Below are 18,143 nucleotides of genomic sequence, written 5' to 3' on the forward strand. Positions count from 1 at the left end.
GATTGACCGAGCCGTGTCACGCAATCGGGCCCAGCTCTGGATTCCGCCGCCAAATTGGGAGCAACCACGATGCCGCCCTAACACACCTCTTGACCTCAGCATCGTCATGTGAGCCTGGGATCAAACATCTAGAAGCAGGTTACTTCGCGCCTTTTGCTTCCTGCCAGAGCGCTTCCATCTCGGCCAGGCTCGCCTTTTCCAGCGTCTTGCCCGACTTTTCCAGAGCCTGCTCGACATAGTGGAAGCGCGAGCGGAACTTCTCATTGGTGCCGCTCAGCGCGGCTTCCGAATCAAGCTTGAGATGCCTGCCGAGATTGACGACGGCAAACAGCATGTCGCCGAATTCGTCCTTGATCGATGCGGTGTCGCCCTTGGCCAGCGCCTCGCGCAACTCGCCAATCTCTTCCTCGATCTTGTCGAGGATGGGCGCTGCCTCGCTCCAGTCGAAGCCGACGCGGGCCGCCTTCCCCTGAAGTTTTAGCGCTCGCGTCAGCGCGGGCAGGGCGACCGGAACACTGTCCAGAAACCCCTTGCCATTGTCCTCGGGGTCGAGACCGCGGGCGAGGCGGGCGCTTCGTTTCTCCGCCTTTTCCTTGGCCTTGATCTTTTCCCACATGCCCTTGGCCATGCCGGCGCTGCGGGCCTTCTCGTCGCCGAAGACATGCGGGTGGCGGCGGATCATCTTCGTCGTGATGGCCTGGACCACATCGCCGAAGGCGAATTCACCGGCCTCCTCGGCCATTTGCGCGTGGTAGACGACCTGCAGCAGCAGGTCGCCGAGTTCGTCGCGCAGATCGTCGAGGTCGCCGCGCGCGATGGCATCCGCCACCTCATAGGCTTCCTCGATCGTATAGGGCGCGATGGTCGAGAAATCCTGTTCGATGTCCCATGGACAACCGGTCTTCGGCGCTCGCAGCGCCGCCATGATCTCGATCAGGCGCGAAATGTCTTTCGATGGCGTCATCTAAAGCTATTCCAGGAAAAGTGTGAAACGGTTTTCCGTCCGGAATTGCGTCAAAACAGAGAGCTTTGTCGGATGCTATCGCGCGGCCGCTCGCGCGGCCAACGCTGTCAGCCGGCGAGGGGGCCTTGTCCACAGGTGCTGGGTACCCAGCCTATCAATCCAGAACGGAAACGATCGCCTTGGCGAGTTCGTCCATCCCGTCCTCGGGCAGACCGGCGACGTTGATGCGGCTGTCGCCGACCATGTAGATGCCGTGCTCGGCACGCAGCCGCTCGACCTGCGCTTCCGTGAGACCAAGGCGGGAGAACATGCCGCGGTGGCTGGCGACGAAATCGAAGCGATCGGAATTGGACTGCCGGCGCAGTGCCTCGGCGAACTGCACCCGAAGCCTGAGCATGCGCAGTCGCATCTCCTCGAGTTCGGCCTCCCAGTCGGCGCGCAAGGCGGCGTCTTCGAGCACGATCCGCACCGCGGCAGCACCATGATCCGGCGGCATCGAATACATGGCGCGCGCTGCCGACAGCATCTGACCCATCGCCACATCGGCCTGGGCACCGTCCTTGGCCAGGATCATCGCCGCGCCGACGCGGTCGCGGTAGACGGCGAAGTTCTTCGAGCAGCTCGACGCAACGACCATTTCTGGAACCTTCGCGGCCAGCAGGCGCAAGCCGACAGCATCGGCCTCGAGGCCATCGCCAAAGCCCTGATAGGCGATGTCGACAAACGGCAGCAGGCCGCGCTCGATGACCAGATCGGCAACGGCGGCCCATTGGCCGCTATCTAGATTGGCGCCGGTCGGGTTGTGGCAGCAGCCATGCAGCAGCACCACGTCACCGCTCTTTGCCGTCCGCAGCGCTGCCAGCATGTCGTCGAAGCGAACAGCGCCGGAAGCCGCATCGAAATAGGGGTATTCGCGGATACTCAGCCCAGCGGCGCGCATCACCGGCATGTGGTTCGGCCAGGTCGGGTCCGAAAGCCAGATCGTCGCGTCCGAACGTGTCCGCTTCAGCAATTCCGCCACCAGCCGCAGCGCGCCGGAGCCGCCGGGCACCTGTGCCGCGCGGATGCGCGTCATGTCGGCGCCTGGACCGAAGGCAAGCTTGGCCATCACGGCGTTGAAGCCGACATCGCCGGCCAGGCCGAGATAGGTCTTGGTGTCCTGGCCCTGCAGCAGGCGCTTTTCGGCCTCGCGCACGGCGCGCATGACCGGCGTCTTGCCATTGCGATCCTTGTAGACGCCGACACCGAGATCGACCTTGTCGGGACGCGGATCGGCGCGATAGAGGCCGATCAGGGCAAGGATCTTGTCGGCGGGGGCGGGCTGCAGATCTTCAAACATCGGCAATGGTTCCATTGACGCGGCGGAGTGATACGCAAATCGAACGCATTTCGCCAGCGCTTTTCCTGCCGCTTCAGCCCACACAGCGTCATCCGCACCTCGATCCTGCATGTTCTCGGCGCTCCGCTCGCCGCCTGTCGGAAAGTGGCAGCGGCATCGCGGGATTGCCCGGTTTGGCCTGCGAGGCGAGGGCAGCTACGAACGATGTCCTCCGGCGAACCCAGCGAAAAAAATGGCAGGGCAGGGATTAAAATCCCCACATGCTCCGTAAACAGGACATGAAACGGTCGATGCCGCGCTTTGACATCATAGGACAGCTCGGGTCGCTGCGCCGCTATGCGCGCTCGCTGACCCGTGACGGCACTGACGCCGAGGATCTCGTGCATGACGCGCTGGTGCGCGCCTATGAGCGGCGCGGCACCTTCCGCTCCGGCGGCAACCTGCGCGCCTGGCTGCTGTCGATCGTGCACAACACCTTCATCGACAAAATGCGGTCCCGCAGGTCTGAAGCGGCGCGCGTCGAACAGGCCGGATATCTTGCCGATGACAGCACGCCGGCACCGCAGGAACACTCCGTGCGCCTGACGCAGGTACGCGAAGCCTTTTTCAGCCTGCCGGAAGAACAGCGCTCGGCGCTGCATCTCGTTGCCATCGAAGGGCTTTCCTATCAACAGGCGGCCGATGCCAGCAGCGTACCACTGGGAACGCTGATGTCGCGTATCGGCAGGGCGCGCGCCGCACTGCGCGAGATGGAGGACGCGGCGCCCTCGAAGGCGAAAACCCACCTCAGGATCGTTGGAGGACCGTCATGACTGGAACTGTCGATCCCGTGGCAGATACCGACCTCGACGCCTATGTCGATGACCAGCTCGATGTCACCCGTCGCATCGAGGTCGAGGCGTTTCTGTCCACCCGGCCGGAGGCAGCGGCACGCGTGATGGCGGATCTGCGGACCCGCGACGAGCTGCGCGTGGCGCTTGCTGGCTCCAAGGGCATGGCCCGGCCGGCGACCGCCGACGCCGCGCGACGTCTGGAGAGGGGGCTTGCCCGTGGCCGCATCTTCGGCGTGTTGCAGCGCGCGGCGGCAGTGGCCGCCTTCGTCGCCGCCGGCTGGCTGGCGAACGGCATCATCGGGCCGATGTCGGTGACCAAGGTCGTCGCCTCGCCGCAGCCGCCCGCCTATGTCGACGAGGCGGTGCGGGCACACAGAACGACGCTGGTGCGCGAGACCATGCCGTCGCAGCCGGAAGCGCCCAACTACAATGCCGGCGAAATCCGCGCCGCGACCGCCATCGTCATGCCGTCGCTGCCCAAGGACTGGAAGGTCCGCGACGTGCAGATCTATCCGTCACGCTTCGGCCCGAGCGTCGAGATGGCGGTCGAGACCAAGGACATGGGGCTGGTGTCGCTGTTTGCGATCCGGCCGGGAAATTTCGACGTCGTCAAGCCGACCGTCGCGCCATCGGGTGACATCTCCTCGGCCTATTTCCAGATCGGCGAGGTCGCCTATGCGGTGGTCGGACGAAGCGAGGTCCACGACCTCGACCGCGCCGCAGAGACGCTCGCCAACACGCTTTACTGACCGATCCACAAAGGAGAAGCCAAATGAACACTCCCAATCTGGGATACCGCGCCGGCGCCGGCGCCCAAACCGGCGCCGTCTACGATGAGGGCCTGCGCCAGCACATGCTGCGCGTCTACAACTATATGGGCGTTGGCCTCGTGGTCACCGGTCTGGTCGCCTTCATGATCTCGTCGACGCCGGCGCTCTACGTGCCGATTTTCTCCAGCCCGCTGAAATGGGTGGTGATGCTGGCACCGCTCGCCTTCGTCATGCTGTTCTCGTTCAAGATGCAGACCATGTCGGCGGCCAGCGCCCAGGCGATGTTCTGGGCCTTCTGCGCGGTCATGGGCCTGTCGCTGGCCTCGGTGTTCCTGGTCTTCACCGGAACCAGCATCGCCCGCACCTTCTTCATCGCCGCCACCATGTTCGGCGCCACCAGTCTCTACGGCTACACGACCAGGCGCGACCTGACCCAGTTCTCGTCGTTCATGATCATGGGCCTGATCGGTGTGGTGATCGCCAGCATCGTCAACATCTTCCTCGGCTCGACCGCGCTGCAGTTTGCCATCTCGGTGATCGGCATCGCCGTCTTCATCGGCCTGACCGCCTGGGACACGCAGACGATCAAGGAGCAGTATGCTGAGAATTTCGACGCGGAATCGCGCCAGAAGCTGGCCGTCTTCGGCGCCTTCTCGCTCTATCTGAACTTCATCAACATCTTCCAGCTGCTGCTGAACTTCACCGGCGAGCGCGAGTAGCCGGGCAGGGGCTGGCAAGGGTTGCCGCCCAGACCTGGACATGGCGGCATGGCCGGAGGGGAGATCCTCCGGCCAACAATCGACCTGGCAAGGCCGACCACACCTTGAGTCCGCAAGGGCTTTTGCTAAGTTGCCCGCGGCATCAGCCTGCACACCGGCCGCGCGAGGACATATGGCACAAGACAGCCAAACGCTTCAGGGCGACGGCATTTCGGCGACCATCGTCGCGCAGGGCGCCGAACTGGTTTCGCTGCAAGACAACAAGGGATTTGAGTTCCTGTGGCAAGCCGGGCCGGCCTGGCGGCGCCATTCGCCGGTGCTGTTTCCGATCGTCGGCCGGCTGAACGGAGACCAACTGCACCATCGCGGCCAGACCTATCCGATGACGCAACACGGGTTCGCGCGCGACAAACCGTTTGCCTGGGCGCAGAGCGGGCCTCGATCCTGCACGCTCGTTCTCGCCGACGACGCCGATACCCGCACGCACTATCCGTTCGCCTTCCGCCTCGCCGTGACCTACACCCTGGACCGCCAGCAGCTTGGCGTGACCTTCGACATCACCAACACCGGCGAAGAGCCGCTGCCGGCGTCCATTGGGGCGCATCCGGCATTCAATTGGCCATTGCTGCCGGATCTGGCCAAGACGGATTACAAACTGACCTTTGCTGATGCCGAACCTGCTCCGATCCGCCGCTTGAAGGACGGCCTGCTGCTGAAAACGCCGCAGCCGACGCCCGTCGAAGGCAACATCCTCGCGCTCTCCGAGCGGCTATTCGACGAGGACGCGGTCATTCTCGACCAGTCCGCCAGCAGCAGCGTGCGTTATGCGGCCGAGCGTGGTCCTGCGATCGAGATGGCGTGGCAGGGATTTCAGGAATTGGGCGTCTGGTCGAAGCTGGGCGGCGCGCCGTTCCTCTGCATCGAGCCCTGGCACGGCATCGCAAGTCCGGTGGACTTCGACGGCGATTTTGTCCACAAGCCGGGCCTGATGCTGATCCCGCCCGCCTCGAAGCGCGTGCTGAGCTATCAGATACGGCTGCTGTGACGCCCGTGCTCGACAGATCAGCCATAGCGCTGGCCAGCCACACCGGCGGTGTCCCATGAAGCTTTACTTCAGCCGCAACCCCAATCCTCGGCTCGCGGTCGCGGTGGCACGCCATCTCGACGCGAATATCGAATTTGAGTTCGCCTCGCCATTCGCTCCTGGGCAAGCAGAGAAATATCGCCCGTTAAATCCCAATCTCTCATTGCCCATACTTGTAGAAGACGGCGGAAAAAGCCTCTGGGAGGCAGACGCCATAGCCTGCCGGCTCTCACGCGACGCACATTCGGATTTCTGGCGTACCGGCGATGACGAACCCGAGATGATCCGGTGGCTCAGTTGGGGCAAGGAGCACTTCGCCTTCGCTTGCGACATGGTGCATTTCGAACGTGGAACCAAACAGCGGTACGGTATCGGCCCGATTGATCAGGAGCGCGTGGAGGAGGGGCTAGGGCTCTTCAGCACAGCCGCTGCAATACTCGAGGCTGTGCTTTGTGACCGGGAATGGTTGGTCGGGAATTCGGTTTCCTATGCCGACTTCCGATTGGCGACCTTTCTGCCGTTCAACGACGTCGCCAGGCTGCCGCTCGACGGTTATCCCTCTGTCGGCCGCTGGTATCGTCGGCTTGAAGAGATCGATGCCTGGCGCGATCCCTTCAAGGGACTGCATGCGCCTGAACTGCCGCCGGTCCCGCGAACGACGACAAATTAGCGGGCAGGGGCGGGTCGTGTTGGCAGTTTACTCACCGTTGGCGTCGCGCCACAATTCCATATGATCAATGCCGTCTTCTACAGCGACCAAGTCATTTCAGCGCCGTCGCCGCCTTGAATTCAGAACGAAACCGCGATCCGTTGGCCAACCAACGAATCTCTGCTTAGGTGTATCGTCGCGCGCAATCCAGTCGGGCCAAAGCCCAATGCGGTGAAAGTGCACTTTCCGGAGGCATTCGATGCGTCGTTTGGTTCTTGCCGCTCTGCTGCTTGCCGCGCCCAACGCCGGCATAGCCCAGGAAAGCCTGACCGCGCTCATGTGCCAGGCCAAGCCGACACAATCCTGCGCGCTCGACATGGCTGCGGACGCGATCCGCACTGCGGCACCGCTAACGACTGAGAACTTGCCCTACGGTAGCATGGTCGAGGCAGCTTCTCGCGCCGGGCGACTCGATCTGGCGCTCGAATTCGCCGCCCAGTTGAAGAAGACGGACTCGATCGCGTCAGCCGACCTGATCGCCGCTTTTGCCCGCGCCGACCGTCTGGCCGATCTGCAAGCGATCCTTTCACGCCTCGAAACGTCGGAGACGAAATATGCCTTCGTCATCGGCCCGGTCCTTGTTGAACTGGGCCGCGAGGACAAACTCGCCGCCTTGCTGAAAGCCATCCAACCGCCGCCGGATCCGTTCCAGCTTAGCTATTGGCAGGTGCTCGGCCATTTGCGCGCCGGCCGTGCGGCGGAAGCGGTGAAGCATCTGGGCGACGTGCCGGAGACCGAGCGGGAGGAGTTGGCCGGACTGGCTGCGGAAACGCTCTATTTTGGCGGTGAGACCGAGCGCGCCAAACCAATGCTGCCTTACCTGACCTCATCCGATCCCAGCGCCGTTCGCCGCAAGGCCTACATTGCGACGAAAACGAAGGACAAGGCGGCTGCCGACGCGGTCCTTGTCTCATTGGCGCAGGTGCCGCCCGACGACTACCCCTACATCGTGCTGGAAGTGATCTATGCACTGGCCGCGACGGGGCAGTGGCAAAAGGCAATCGATCTTGCACAGACACTTCCTGCGTCCGACCGGGTCTATGCCTTCGTCAACGTTGCGGAACACGCCCGCCAGCCGGAAGTCTTCGCACTAATCGAGAAGGCGATGCGCGACGACCCTGCCAACTTCAACCGCGACCGTATGGCCAATGGCCTGGTTCGAGCGCTGACCTTGTCCGGCTACCTGCCGGTTGCGCAAACCCTCATCGATTCTGCGACGAACGACTACGACAAGGAAACGCTGATCACCTTCGCCGCCGCCGCGCTTGCGGAAATGGGCAAACCGTCCGAAGCGCTGCAATTTACGCAGGCGGTGGAGGACCCGCGCCGCAAAGCCTGGGCGCTTTGGGAAGTTGCTTCGAAGATGACGCCTTGAACCTATAGCCATCATGCACAACACAATCGCCTTTCTCTGCGCTGACCATCGGCGCAGCCGGGCAGTCCTACCGTCCGCGCGGGCTGGGGTCACTTTGAATTCCTTCGGGGCAGACCTGGCTTGCCATATCCAGGCCCGGATTTGCGTCTGGCCCGCGCCGTTTGCACGATGGATGGAACGTCGGGCCATCGTGCTACGAGAGAGGAAGCCGGGGTTCAAACCTGCCGGACGATCGTGCCGATCACATTGACGAGAAGGCGCGCGGCGGTCAGGGCCGACAGGCCGTCAATGTCGGCGGGAGGATAGAGTTCGACGAGGTCGAATCCTGCGATCCTGGCCCGCCTGCCGAGGACCGCGATCAGGTCGATCACCTGCGTGTAGGTGAGGCCGCCGGGCGTACGCGCCGCCACGCCCGGCATGATGCCAGGATCGAGGCCGTCGCAATCGAGCGTGACGACGACCCGCGCACCTTCCGGAATATGCCGGAGAGCGGCTTCGACGCCCTGGGCGTGAACCTCGCGGGCGGTCACGAAGCGGCTGCCATAGTGCCGAGCGGCTTCGATGTCGGCGATGCCTGCGCTGCCAACACTACGGATGCCGACCTGCACGATGCCGGCGACATGCGGCATCTCGCTCGCCCGGCGCATCGGGCTCGAATAGCCGTGGCGTTCGCCTTGCACCTCGTCGCGCCAGTCGATATGGGCGTCGATCTGCAGGATCCAGACCGGCCCGTGATCCGCAAAGCCGGCGAGGAAGGGAATGGGTAGGGAATCGTCGCCGCCGAGCAGGATCGGTACGGCCGGCAATGCGAGGACCTCGCGCGTCTTCGCCTCGATCCGGGACCGGTTACCGGCGTTGTCATGCATGGTGGTCGGGATATCGCCGGCGTCGATGCAGCAGACCGGCTTGCCGTCGAACAGCGGGCCGCCGAGATCGAAATCCCAGTGCTCGACGAGCGCGGCATCGTCCTGGCTCGCAGCACGGATGGCGTCGGCGGCCAAGGCATAGCCGCTGCTGTCCTTGCCGGGATAGGTGCTGCCGTGACCGGCTCCGAAGATCACCGCACGAGGCATGCGGCCATCGGCGAGGCGATCGGGAAAGCCGAGAAAGGGCGGCGAGGCGGTCATTGGTCAGAGAGCCTTTCGGCGGTTTCGGATGTAGCAGGTTGGCGAAACTCTGTGGAGCGAAACGCGCCAACCATTCTAACTCAGCTCCTACAAATAAAAGTCGCATAAGATAGATTATGGAACTGAAGTGTATGGCAGCGGACGGAGATTTTCTCGTATTATCAGCCGTTTGGCGCCCGTCTGGCTGTGGCTATAGGTGATGCCCGCAACGCCGGGCTGCTCAATCGAAGAGATCTGAGGCCGCTGGTTGTCGTGACAACCGCTAGCGTCGTGTCGATCCAGCTTGCACGGCCGGTGAAATCCGCGTTGACCAGACGGTTTGGCCGCGCGTCATTCATTGTCGAAATTCCAGCGTGGCCGGCATGAAGGATTGACTTCATCACTATGAATCACATGGAATTTCTATGACCATGCCGTCATAGGCTGGCTCGACGTTGGCTGGTGTCTCGGCCATCACCGTGGCGTAGTCCAGCGGTACATGCATATGCGTCAGCACGGAGTGCCGTGGCGCCAGCCGCTCGATCCATTCCAGCGCTTCGCCTAATGACAAATGACTGGGATGCGTCCTGTACTGCAACGCATCGATGATCAGCACGTCGAGGTCGCGCAGCCGCTCGGCGGTGGCCTCTGGAAAGTCGCTGACATCAGGGCAATAGGCGAGCGCGCCGATGCGGAAACCAAGCGATATGATGTCGCCATGGACCTGCGGCAACGGTTCGAGGGTGAGGGCACCCCCCTCTCCTTTAATGACAACCGGCTTTGCGTGATCGATGATATGAGCGTCAACGATCGGCGGATAGGAACTGCCCGCCGGCGTCTCGAAACAATAGCCGAACGCCTGGCGCAGCCGCAGCATCGTCGCCTTGTCGGCATGAATATCGATCAGTTGGCGCTGCTCGAGCACGAAACCGCGCAGATCGTCGATACCGTGGATATGGTCGGCATGCGGGTGCGTATAGACAACCGCATCGATGCGCCTGACACAAGCCATCAGCATTTGCTGGCGAAAATCCGGTCCGGTGTCGATGACGACGCTGGTGCGGCTGCCATTCGCGGCAATCCGCTCGACAAGGGCGGCGGCGCGCGTGCGCCGGTTCTTGGGGTTATCCGGGTCGCAATTGCCCCAGTCGCCAGTGATGCGCGGCGTACCTGGCGACGAGCCGCAGCCGAGAATGGTAAGGCGCAGCCGGTCAGTCATCGTTCAGGCGCTTTGCTCGGCGGGTCGCGGCATCTTGCCGAACAGACGGAAGAAATTGTTCGTCGTCAGATCAGCGATTTCAGCCTCGCTGACGCCGATTGTTTCGGCCAGCACCTTTGCCGTATGCGCGACATAGGCCGGCTCGTTGCGCTTGCCGCGAAACGGTACGGGCGCCAGATAGGGCGCGTCGGTTTCAACCAGCAAGCGGTCATGCGGCACATCGGCGGCGATGGCGCGCAATTCCGCCGAGTTCTTGAAGGTCAGGATACCCGAGAACGACACGTAGCCACCGAGCGCGACGCCGATTTCGGCCAGCCGGCGCCCGGACGAAAAACAGTGCAGGATGAAGGGGAAGGCACCCTTCCCTGTTTCGTCCTCGAGGATGGCTGCCATGTCGTCGTCGGCATCGCGCGAATGGATGACCAGCGGCAGCCCCGTTTCTCGTGCGGCCGCGATGTGGGCGCGAAACCCTTGCGCCTGCGCGTCGCGCGGCGCCTTGTCGTAGAAGTAATCCAGCCCTGCCTCGCCGATCGCCACCACCTTCGGATGAACCGACAGACGCACAAGGTCGGTGGCGGTGACGTCGAGTTCCTCGGCGGCGTTATGAGGATGGGTGCCGACCGAACAGTACACTTCGTCGAAAGTATCAGCGATTTCAAGGATTTGCTGAAACCGCTTTACGCGCGTTGAGATCGTTACCATGCGGCCGATACCGGCCGCTTTGGCGCGAGCGACAATGGCCGCCCGCTCCTCGGCGAAGTCTGGAAAATCCAGGTGGCAATGGCTGTCGACGAGCATCAGGCGTTCGCATCCGGCTGATCGATGTAACGCGGAAACACCCCTTCCGGCACCGGCAAGGCAACTCCGGGCACAAGCGCGTATTCGTCAGCGACATGCACGAAATCGCGGCTGTCCGCTGGCACCGCCAGCAGGTCGAGCAGTTTGCTGGCCGATCCCGGAATGAAGGGTTGGCACAACAGCGCCACGCGCCGGACGATTTCGGCGGTCGTCCACAGCACGGTTTCCATGCGCGCCGGATCGCTCTTCTTCAGCGCCCATGGCGCCTGGCCCGCGAAGTAGCGGTCGGCTTCCGCCACCACGCCGAAGATCGCCGCCAGCGCCAGATGGATGCCTTGCTCCGCCATGGTCTTGCGCGCCACGGCGAGCACGGCACCTGCCTGATCGAGGATCGCCTTGTCCTCATCCGCCAGGGTGCCGCGTTGCGGCACCACACCGCCACAGTTCTTGGCGATCATCGACAGCGATCGCTGCGCCAGATTGCCGAGGCCATTGGCAAGATCGGCGTTGGTGCGGTTGACGATTGCTTCATGGCTGTAGCTGCCGTCCTGGCCGAACGGCACCTCGCGCAGGAAGAAGTAGCGCACCTGGTCGAGACCGTAATGCTCGATCATCGTGAACGGGTCGATGACGTTGCCGACCGATTTCGACATCTTCTCGCCGCGGTTGAACAGGAAGCCGTGGCCGAAGACACGTTTCGGCAGCGGGATGCCGGCAGACATCAGGAAGGCCGGCCAATACACCGCGTGAAAGCGGACAATGTCCTTGCCGATAATGTGCGCGTCCGCAGGCCAGAAACCCCAATCATCAGCATTTTCATCGGGATAGCCGACACCAGTGATGTAATTGGTCAAGGCGTCGACCCACACATACATCACATGCTTCTCGTCGCCAGGCACCGGCACGCCCCAGTCGAATGTGGTGCGCGAGATCGACAGGTCCTTCAGTCCCGATTTGACGAAGCTCATCACCTCGTTGCGGCGCTCGGCCGGGCCGATGAAGTCGGGCTGGCTTTCATAGAGCGCGATAAGCTTGTCCTGATAGGCCGAGAGGCGGAAGAAATAGCTCTCTTCCTCGACCCATTCGACCGGCGTTCCCTGCGGCCCGTAACGGACATTGTCGGGACGCACCTCCGTCTCCTCCTCGCCGTAATAGGCTTCGTCGCGCACCGAGTACCAGCCGGCATAGCCGCCCTTGTAGATGTCGCCATTGGCGGCCATCGCCTTCCAGATCGCTTGCGACGACGCGTAATGCCGTTCTTCCGTGGTGCGGATGAAATCGTCATTGGAGGCGTTGAGCGCCTCCGCCATGCGCTTGAACTCGGCCGAATTGCGATCGGCCAGTTCGCGCGGTGAAATGCCTTCGCGCTTGGCGGTCTGCAGCATCTTGATGCCGTGTTCGTCGGTTCCGGTGAGGAAGAAGACTTGCTTGCCGTCGAGCCGCTGGAAGCGGGCAAGCGCGTCGGTGGCGATCAGTTCGTAGGCATGGCCGATATGCGGTTTGCCGTTCGGATAGGAAATCGCCGTGGTGATGTAGAATTTGTCGCGTGACATGAATGAACCGTCATGAATGTCTGAATGGAAAGGCGTGGCGGTGGATATCGCATCGGCGCGGCGATTGCCATCCCGAGGCCATGCATGCCGCCCAAAAGTGGCCCCGGTTTTGGGGCAACGGCATGCACAAAGAAACCGTCACATTCGCATTGCAGAATTCAGGCGGCCGATCATGGTCAAGGCGTGCTGCTTCTTGTCGAGATTGTCGGTGTCCGTCTCAGATATAGCGTCCAGCGCCTCATGCCAAGTCCCGGACCGCGTTCTGGCCTTGATGATGTTTCCAGCCAGCAGCGCTTCGCTGACACCCGCCGACCACCTCCAGTGGGACCCGTTGCAAAGAGAGGCTACGATCCCGTAGTTTCGTGGCGGTGCAAAGGCAGACCGGCATGGCCACGACCTCTCAATATGATCCGCGACAGAAGCTTGATTTGCGCTTGCGTCAGGCCGGCGCGAGCAAAACCGTCTACGCCCTCGTCACCCCCGAGATCGAAACAGCGAAGGCCGAGTTGTTCGGCAATAGCGGGGGAAATGGCCCCGATCCGATCCGCGCCGCCTATCTCGATCAGTTTCGCCATGCCTGGACTGGAAAGCAGAACGCGCTGCACAGACGGTTCTTCGACACATGGCTCGGCTGGTCGAAGCCGATGGTACCTCTGAACGCGGCTGACTTTCCATTCACCTATCCGACCGCCGGTGCAAGCGAGCCGCTTTTTCACCTAATCGCCGACTACGGCAACCGCGCACGGGTCGAGAGGTTTTCACCTCGGCTTATGATCTTTCGTGGCGAGTATGAAGGCTACAAGGCTTACGCGGAAGCCTGCGGCGTTCCGGTGACGGAACATGAGCGCCACGCTTGGCGCGATGTCGCCGACACCATTGATCCCCAGGACCTGCTCTGTCTCAGCCAACCCTCGGCCATTGACGGCATGGTGTGGCCGGAGGCCAATGCCTTTCTGCGCCGGCTGAGCGAGCGCGCGAACCCGCCCCAAATTGTCCTCGATCTGACATATGTCGGGGCAACCGCCGAACCGCCGGCAGAGACGATCTTCGCCGACGCGCCTTGCGTGACCGCCGTGGTGATCAGCCTGTCCAAGCCGTTCGGCGCCTACTACGACCGCATAGGCGGGGTGTTCTGCCGATCTGAGAATCTCGGCCTTTTTGGCAATCAATGGTTCAAGAATCTGACATCGCTGCAATTGGGGATACGGCTCATGGAGCAGTTCGACGTCTTCGCCATGGCGCGCCGCTACGCCAGCATTCAACAGAGCGTAGCCGAACATGCCGGCCAGGCTCTCGGCCTTGCCTTGATGCCGGCGGGGACGTCTTCATTCTTGCCAAGGCGTCGGCAGGCGCGGACGTCGATCCGGAACTTGTCTCCTATCTCACGCGCGCGCCCGGCGCGATCGATGCCCGGCCACGCGTGTGCCTGACGCCAGGCATGGCGGAGCGGATCGGCATGGCCAGTCCGAATTCTGGGCCGTTTTCATGAAACATTTGATCCCGCTGGTGACGAGCGACGATGTCCACGCTCACTGCTTGGTGCACTGGAAAACAGAAGCATTCCGATCCTCGCATCGCAAAGGCGGCTATATTCACAGCATCGTCGATCAGTATGCCCGCCTGCCGCGCTTCAGCTGCGAGACCACCAACGACCGCCTGGAGCGCGCGCACTTCTGCACCTGGTGGGGGCTGACAATGCGCCGGGATGACTATGCGGCTCCGGCCATCGAGGATCTCTACCTTCTGCACGAAATCTGGCACGCCGCGCACATGCCCTTCATTCCGGGTATCGGATTCGAGGCTTTCCACGGCAAGATGGAGCGCAACGAACTCGAAGCGAGCGTGGCTTCCGAACTGCTGGTCTATTTCAAGATCGATGGGCTGAGGGAAAGCGCGTTTCCTCATCCCATTTACGCAGACCGATTTCTGAACGATCCGGCCATGCGGCTTCTGTGGCGCGAAAATGAAGTCGTCGCCACCAACACATTGCTCGAAGCGCGCCGGAACGTCATGTATTCCAAACCCGAAGGGGACATGGACCTGAGCGAGCGCTGGATTCGCAGATTCACCATGCAGAACCGGCAATGGTCGATCGTCTGGGCCGATCGCTATCTCGATATCGAGGACCACATGTATCGCTTCCAGCAGATGGCTCTCGGCGGCGACAGGATGGGAGCCTCCGACTTTCACGCCGACTGGATCGAAGCCGAAGCCGCCACGGATACGGTGGACCACGTTCCGTTCCGCGACCAGGCGCTGCTGTTCGCCACCATCTATTGGGCCAATCGCGCAAAGTATGATGCCGCGCTCGCGGTGCAGCGAGCGAGCCAGCACGCACGGCGCCGCCCCGAATAGCCGCGATCCGACTGCTGGAGGAGAACACGACCGGCGCCTGAAAGCGGACGGCGCACGCCGACAGCCTCCCTGGAATGGCGATTGCCATCCCAAGCCATGCATGTCGCCCAAAAGTGGCCCCGGTTTTGGGGCAACGGCATGCACAAAGAAACCGTCACATCCGCATTGCGGAATTCAGGCGCTCGATCATGGTCAGGGCGTGCTGCTTCTTGTCGAGATTGTAGGTGTCGGTCTCGGATATAGCGTCCAGCACCTCATGCCAGGTGTCCGACAGCGTTTTGGCCCGTGCGAGGTCGCCCGCCAGCGCTGCCTGGCTTGCCGCGTCCGACAACAGCTCCAGCGCCCGGCGGTTGAAGATGTCGAACTGGATCGCCTGGTCACGGCCGGCGACAGCCTCGGCAAGGCGAAACGCGCCGCCGACATCGTTCTTTCTTGCCGCCACCAGGGCGTCGAGCGTCGAGGCGATTTCCAGCCCGCCATATTGCGTCAACAGGATGGCGCTGCGCGCGCTGCCCCCTGCCCGCTCGGCCAGCGCCGCGCGCGCGGCAGGATCGTGCGGCGGTGGCGGTTCGGCGGTTTCCAGCACCGCCATCAGGTCGTCGGCATCGAGCGGTGTCAGTCGCACCACCTGGCAGCGCGACCGGATCGTCGGCAGCAGGCTGCCCGGCGCATGGACGATCAGGATGAACAGCGTTCGTGCCGGCGGCTCTTCGAGATTCTTCAGCAAGGCATTGGCGGCATTGGTGTTCATGTCGTCGGCCGGGTCCACGATGACGACCCGGTAGCTGCCGTCATGCGAGGTCAGCGACAGGAAGCGGCTGACCTTGCGGATCTCATCGACGGTGACGACGGTCTTGAAGCTCTTGGTCTTGTCGTTGAGCGGACGGGTCAGATGCAGCACCGAGGGATGCGCGCCGGTGGCGATCTGGCGAAACAGCGACGAGGCCGGATCAGGAATGGCAAGGCTTTCCGGCGCCTGCGCGAAGTCCGGGTGCTTCAAGAGGTGATGCGCCAGATGGAAGGCGAGCGTCGCCTTGCCGATGCCGACCGGCCCGGAGAAGATCAGCGCATGCGGCAGCTTTCCCGCGCGATAGGCGGCGGTCAGCATTCCCGCGGCCTGCCTGTGTCCGACCAGACGGGGTGTCTCTGATGGCTCGGGCACGCCGTCCAGCGTGTCGTGCTGCTCCGGGGCGATGCGCTCGAAGATCATGCCGGCGTTGCCTGTCTGTTGCGCGAAGGCGTTCTTTCCTCCAGCGCCGCGAACACGGCGGCGGTGACGACATTCTCGACCGTGTCGGGATCGGCGGCGGCGTCGACGACGATACAGCGTTCCGGCTCGGCCGCGGCGATCGCCAGAAACGCCTCGCGGCGGGCCTGATGGATCGCCAGCGTCTCCTTTTCGAAGCGGTCGGCGGTTGCTTCGGTGCCGCGCCGCAGCGTCGCGCGCCTGAGGCCCTCCGCCGGATCGATGTCGAAGATCAGCGTCATGTCCGGCATCATGCCGTTGATGGCGACCTGCTCCAGCCTATCCATGAACCCCGGGTCGATGCCGCCGGTGACGCCCTGGTAGACGCGTGAGGAATCCAGGAAGCGGTCGCAAAGCACGATGGAGCCACGCTCGACCGCCGGCCGGATGACCTGCTCGACATGGTCGGAGCGCGCGGCGGCGAACAGCAGCGCCTCCATCTTCGGCCCGAATGGTTCGGCGGCGCCCGAAAGCAGCACATGCCTGACCGCTTCGGCGCCCGGCGAGCCGCCAGGTTCACGGGTGAGGAGGACATCATATCTCTTGGCGCGCATCTTCCTGGCCAGCCGCTCGATCTGCGTCGACTTGCCTGCTCCTTCGCCGCCTTCGAAGGTGATGAAAAATCCGCGCGCCAATCGAAAAGCCTTTGCCATGCTTGCGGGTGTTATAGCGTCTAGATAGTCCGCGTTGGGGCAAACGTCTATGCCGTCGGCGCTAGAGCAATTCCAGGAAAAGTGTGAAACGGTTTTCCGTCCGGAATTGCGTCAAGGCAAAGAGATAGAGCGGTTCTGCGTTTCTGTGAAACGATGAACCGCTCTAGCGCAGCCAGCCGATCGCCAGTTCCTTGACGGCGTCGAGCGCGCGCTGCGGCAATGTGCCGACGCCGATCGACTCGGCGGCGAAAAGCGGCGTCTCCTGGCTGAGCGTGTCGCCGATCCAGACGCGCAGCGCGCCCACCGGCTGCCCTTCCTCCACCGGAGCGGCAACCGGGCCGGTGTAGACGATCTTGGCCGTCAGCTTGTCGCGGTTGGTGATCGGCAGGAAGATCTCGATCGGGCCCTTGGCCTTCAGCGCCACCCCGGATTTCGCACCGCCAAAAACCTGGGCTTCGCCGACCACCTCGTCCTTGGCGAAAATTTCGGTCTTCTCGAAAGAGCGAGCACCCCAGTCGAGCAGCTTTCGCGCCTCTTCGGCACGCTCCTTGTCGCTGGCCAGCCCGCTCATCGCCGCGATCACCCGCGTGCCGTTGTGGTTGACCGAACCGACGATGCCGAAGCCTGACGCCTCGCTCGCGCCGACCGCCAGGCCGTCGCCCCCGATATCCATCGCCAGAAGCGGATTGCGATTCCTCTGCGAGATCTTGTTCCAGGTAAAATCCTTCTGCCCATAGTAGCGGTAGAAATCCGGATAATCGCGCCACAGATGCACGGCCAGTAGCGCCAGCTCGCGCACGGTCGTCTGCTGGCCATCCGCCGGCAGGCCGGTCGAATTGACGAAGGTCGATGTCTTGAGGCCGATCTGGCGGGCGCGTTCGGTCATCTGCGCGGCAAAATTGTCCTCCGACCCGGCCATGCCTTCGGCAATGACGATGCAGCCGTCATTGGCCGCCTGCACCGTTACGCCCTGAATGAGGTCCTCGAGCCGGATCGACGATTTGAGCTTGGCAAACATCGTCGATGTTCCCGAGGGCGCACCACCTCTGCGCCAGGCGTTTTCGCTGACCACGAACGTATCATCGAGCTTCAGGCGTCCGGACTTTATGGCGTTGAAAACCACTTCCATGGTCATCAGCTTGGCCATCGAAGCCGGCGGTATCGGCTTGTCGGCGTCCTTCGAAAACAGCACCGTCCCGGTCTCTGCATCGATCATGAAGACCTGCGCTGCCTTGGTCTCGAAAAGCTGCGCACTGGCCGGAGCCAGGGAAAGCAATAGCAGGCAAAAAAACAGAAGCCCGGTGAAAGGCTGGAGCAAGCGAAATTGCATTAAATTCGACCCGTTGGCCGGCACGTCCGGCAAGCCCGCAAAAAGTATCGGGCTTTTTCAGCGGCGGATCAACCGCGCAACGGAAATCCG

At 62.8% G+C, this 18,143-nt stretch carries 17 protein-coding genes; 8 read left to right on the forward strand and 9 right to left on the reverse strand.

All coding sequences use genetic code 11. The annotated features are described in order from the left end of the window. Positions 1–139 precede the first annotated feature (139 nt). Together mazG and B5V02_RS10705 are read right to left on the reverse strand one after the other, a co-directional pair. The gene (gene mazG / locus B5V02_RS10700; RefSeq protein WP_111544187.1) at positions 140–964 is read right to left on the reverse strand and encodes a nucleoside triphosphate pyrophosphohydrolase; all 825 of its coding nucleotides are present in this window, start codon (positions 962–964) and stop codon (positions 140–142) included. 154 nt (positions 965–1,118) lie between these two features. Continuing rightward, positions 1,119–2,303: an amino acid aminotransferase gene (locus B5V02_RS10705; RefSeq protein ID WP_111544237.1), complete on the reverse strand. Its 1,185-nt coding sequence runs from the start codon at positions 2,301–2,303 to the stop codon at positions 1,119–1,121. A 278-nt stretch (positions 2,304–2,581) separates the two neighbouring features. On the opposite strand from B5V02_RS10705, the gene B5V02_RS10710 reads away from it, so the two are divergent. The 6 genes from B5V02_RS10710 (at position 2,582) to B5V02_RS10735 (ending at position 7,793) form a co-directional block, all read left to right on the forward strand. After that, positions 2,582–3,115 (forward strand): sigma-70 family RNA polymerase sigma factor, encoded by a 534-nt coding sequence (locus B5V02_RS10710; RefSeq protein WP_425374387.1) that lies wholly within the window; start codon positions 2,582–2,584, stop codon positions 3,113–3,115. Then, positions 3,112–3,885, forward strand: a complete 774-nt coding sequence (locus B5V02_RS10715; protein WP_111544189.1) for an anti-sigma factor family protein — start codon at positions 3,112–3,114, stop codon at positions 3,883–3,885. The genes B5V02_RS10710 and B5V02_RS10715 overlap by 4 nt, the downstream gene beginning before the upstream one ends. Before the next feature lie 23 nt (positions 3,886–3,908). Next, positions 3,909–4,625, forward strand: coding sequence for a Bax inhibitor-1/YccA family protein (locus B5V02_RS10720; RefSeq protein WP_111544190.1), 717 nt, complete (start codon positions 3,909–3,911; stop codon positions 4,623–4,625). 172 nt (positions 4,626–4,797) lie between these two features. After that, a complete protein-coding gene (locus B5V02_RS10725; RefSeq protein ID WP_111544191.1) occupies positions 4,798–5,670 on the forward strand; it encodes an aldose 1-epimerase family protein in 873 nt (290 codons plus the stop codon). Between the two features lie 55 nt (positions 5,671–5,725). Beyond that, the gene (locus tag B5V02_RS10730) at positions 5,726–6,379 is read left to right on the forward strand and encodes a glutathione S-transferase family protein (RefSeq protein ID WP_111544192.1); all 654 of its coding nucleotides are present in this window, start codon (positions 5,726–5,728) and stop codon (positions 6,377–6,379) included. 238 nt (positions 6,380–6,617) lie between these two features. Continuing rightward, a complete protein-coding gene (locus B5V02_RS10735) occupies positions 6,618–7,793 on the forward strand; it encodes a tetratricopeptide repeat protein (protein ID WP_146606044.1) in 1,176 nt (391 codons plus the stop codon). Between the two features lie 215 nt (positions 7,794–8,008). Here B5V02_RS10735 and B5V02_RS10740 read toward each other — a convergent pair whose 3' ends face one another. From B5V02_RS10740 to metG, 4 genes are all read right to left on the reverse strand, one after another. Then, positions 8,009–8,920 carry an agmatinase gene (locus tag B5V02_RS10740; RefSeq protein ID WP_111544194.1) on the reverse strand — a complete coding sequence of 304 codons (912 nt, stop codon included), beginning with the start codon at positions 8,918–8,920 and terminating at the stop codon, positions 8,009–8,011. 382 nt (positions 8,921–9,302) lie between these two features. Further along, positions 9,303–10,118: an MBL fold metallo-hydrolase gene (locus B5V02_RS10745; protein ID WP_111544195.1), complete on the reverse strand. Its 816-nt coding sequence runs from the start codon at positions 10,116–10,118 to the stop codon at positions 9,303–9,305. Between the two features lie 3 nt (positions 10,119–10,121). Further along, a complete protein-coding gene (locus B5V02_RS10750; RefSeq protein WP_111544196.1) occupies positions 10,122–10,916 on the reverse strand; it encodes a TatD family hydrolase in 795 nt (264 codons plus the stop codon). Beyond that, entirely contained in the window at positions 10,916–12,469 is a 1,554-nt protein-coding gene (metG, locus tag B5V02_RS10755; RefSeq protein WP_111544197.1) for a methionine--tRNA ligase, read from the reverse strand. Before metG ends, B5V02_RS10750 begins: the two co-directional genes overlap by 1 nt. 386 nt (positions 12,470–12,855) lie before the next feature. Between metG and B5V02_RS10765 the strand changes: the two genes are divergently transcribed. Together B5V02_RS10765 and B5V02_RS10770 are read left to right on the forward strand one after the other, a co-directional pair. Further along, positions 12,856–13,899 carry an aminotransferase class I/II-fold pyridoxal phosphate-dependent enzyme gene (locus B5V02_RS10765; protein ID WP_111544198.1) on the forward strand — a complete coding sequence of 348 codons (1,044 nt, stop codon included), beginning with the start codon at positions 12,856–12,858 and terminating at the stop codon, positions 13,897–13,899. A 64-nt stretch (positions 13,900–13,963) separates the two neighbouring features. Next, entirely contained in the window at positions 13,964–14,824 is an 861-nt protein-coding gene (locus tag B5V02_RS10770; RefSeq protein WP_146606045.1) for a hypothetical protein, read from the forward strand. Between the two features lie 154 nt (positions 14,825–14,978). Here B5V02_RS10770 and B5V02_RS10775 read toward each other — a convergent pair whose 3' ends face one another. The 3 genes from B5V02_RS10775 to B5V02_RS10785 form a co-directional block, all read right to left on the reverse strand. Further along, positions 14,979–16,034 (reverse strand): DNA polymerase III subunit delta', encoded by a 1,056-nt coding sequence (locus B5V02_RS10775; protein WP_111544200.1) that lies wholly within the window; start codon positions 16,032–16,034, stop codon positions 14,979–14,981. After that, positions 16,031–16,705, reverse strand: coding sequence for a dTMP kinase (gene tmk / locus B5V02_RS10780; RefSeq protein ID WP_167458452.1), 675 nt, complete (start codon positions 16,703–16,705; stop codon positions 16,031–16,033). Before tmk ends, B5V02_RS10775 begins: the two co-directional genes overlap by 4 nt. A gap of 181 nt (positions 16,706–16,886) precedes the next feature. Further along, entirely contained in the window at positions 16,887–18,053 is a 1,167-nt protein-coding gene (locus B5V02_RS10785) for a D-alanyl-D-alanine carboxypeptidase family protein (protein ID WP_111544202.1), read from the reverse strand. Between the last annotated feature and the right edge of the window lie 90 nt (positions 18,054–18,143).

Origin of the sequence: Mesorhizobium kowhaii (assembly GCF_003253745.1) — a bacterium.
Taxonomy (GTDB): domain Bacteria; phylum Pseudomonadota; class Alphaproteobacteria; order Rhizobiales; family Rhizobiaceae; genus Mesorhizobium; species Mesorhizobium kowhaii.

Bases quoted from the DNA above. Each gene is read 5' to 3' on its own strand.
- mazG (WP_111544187.1), bottom strand. From the start codon at position 964: ATGACGCCATCGAAAGACATTTCGCGCCTGATCGAGATCATGGCGGCG.
- B5V02_RS10705 (WP_111544237.1), bottom strand. From the start codon at position 2,303: ATGTTTGAAGATCTGCAGCCCGCCCCCGCCGACAAGATCCTTGCCCTG.
- B5V02_RS10710 (WP_425374387.1), top strand. From the start codon at position 2,582: ATGAAACGGTCGATGCCGCGCTTTGACATCATAGGACAGCTCGGGTCG.
- B5V02_RS10715 (WP_111544189.1), top strand. From the start codon at position 3,112: ATGACTGGAACTGTCGATCCCGTGGCAGATACCGACCTCGACGCCTAT.
- B5V02_RS10720 (WP_111544190.1), top strand. From the start codon at position 3,909: ATGAACACTCCCAATCTGGGATACCGCGCCGGCGCCGGCGCCCAAACC.
- B5V02_RS10725 (WP_111544191.1), top strand. From the start codon at position 4,798: ATGGCACAAGACAGCCAAACGCTTCAGGGCGACGGCATTTCGGCGACC.
- B5V02_RS10730 (WP_111544192.1), top strand. From the start codon at position 5,726: ATGAAGCTTTACTTCAGCCGCAACCCCAATCCTCGGCTCGCGGTCGCG.
- B5V02_RS10735 (WP_146606044.1), top strand. From the start codon at position 6,618: ATGCGTCGTTTGGTTCTTGCCGCTCTGCTGCTTGCCGCGCCCAACGCC.
- B5V02_RS10740 (WP_111544194.1), bottom strand. From the start codon at position 8,920: ATGACCGCCTCGCCGCCCTTTCTCGGCTTTCCCGATCGCCTCGCCGAT.
- B5V02_RS10745 (WP_111544195.1), bottom strand. From the start codon at position 10,118: ATGACTGACCGGCTGCGCCTTACCATTCTCGGCTGCGGCTCGTCGCCA.
- B5V02_RS10750 (WP_111544196.1), bottom strand. From the start codon at position 10,916: ATGCTCGTCGACAGCCATTGCCACCTGGATTTTCCAGACTTCGCCGAG.
- metG (WP_111544197.1), bottom strand. From the start codon at position 12,469: ATGTCACGCGACAAATTCTACATCACCACGGCGATTTCCTATCCGAAC.
- B5V02_RS10765 (WP_111544198.1), top strand. From the start codon at position 12,856: ATGGCCACGACCTCTCAATATGATCCGCGACAGAAGCTTGATTTGCGC.
- B5V02_RS10775 (WP_111544200.1), bottom strand. From the start codon at position 16,034: ATGATCTTCGAGCGCATCGCCCCGGAGCAGCACGACACGCTGGACGGC.
- B5V02_RS10785 (WP_111544202.1), bottom strand. From the start codon at position 18,053: ATGCAATTTCGCTTGCTCCAGCCTTTCACCGGGCTTCTGTTTTTTTGC.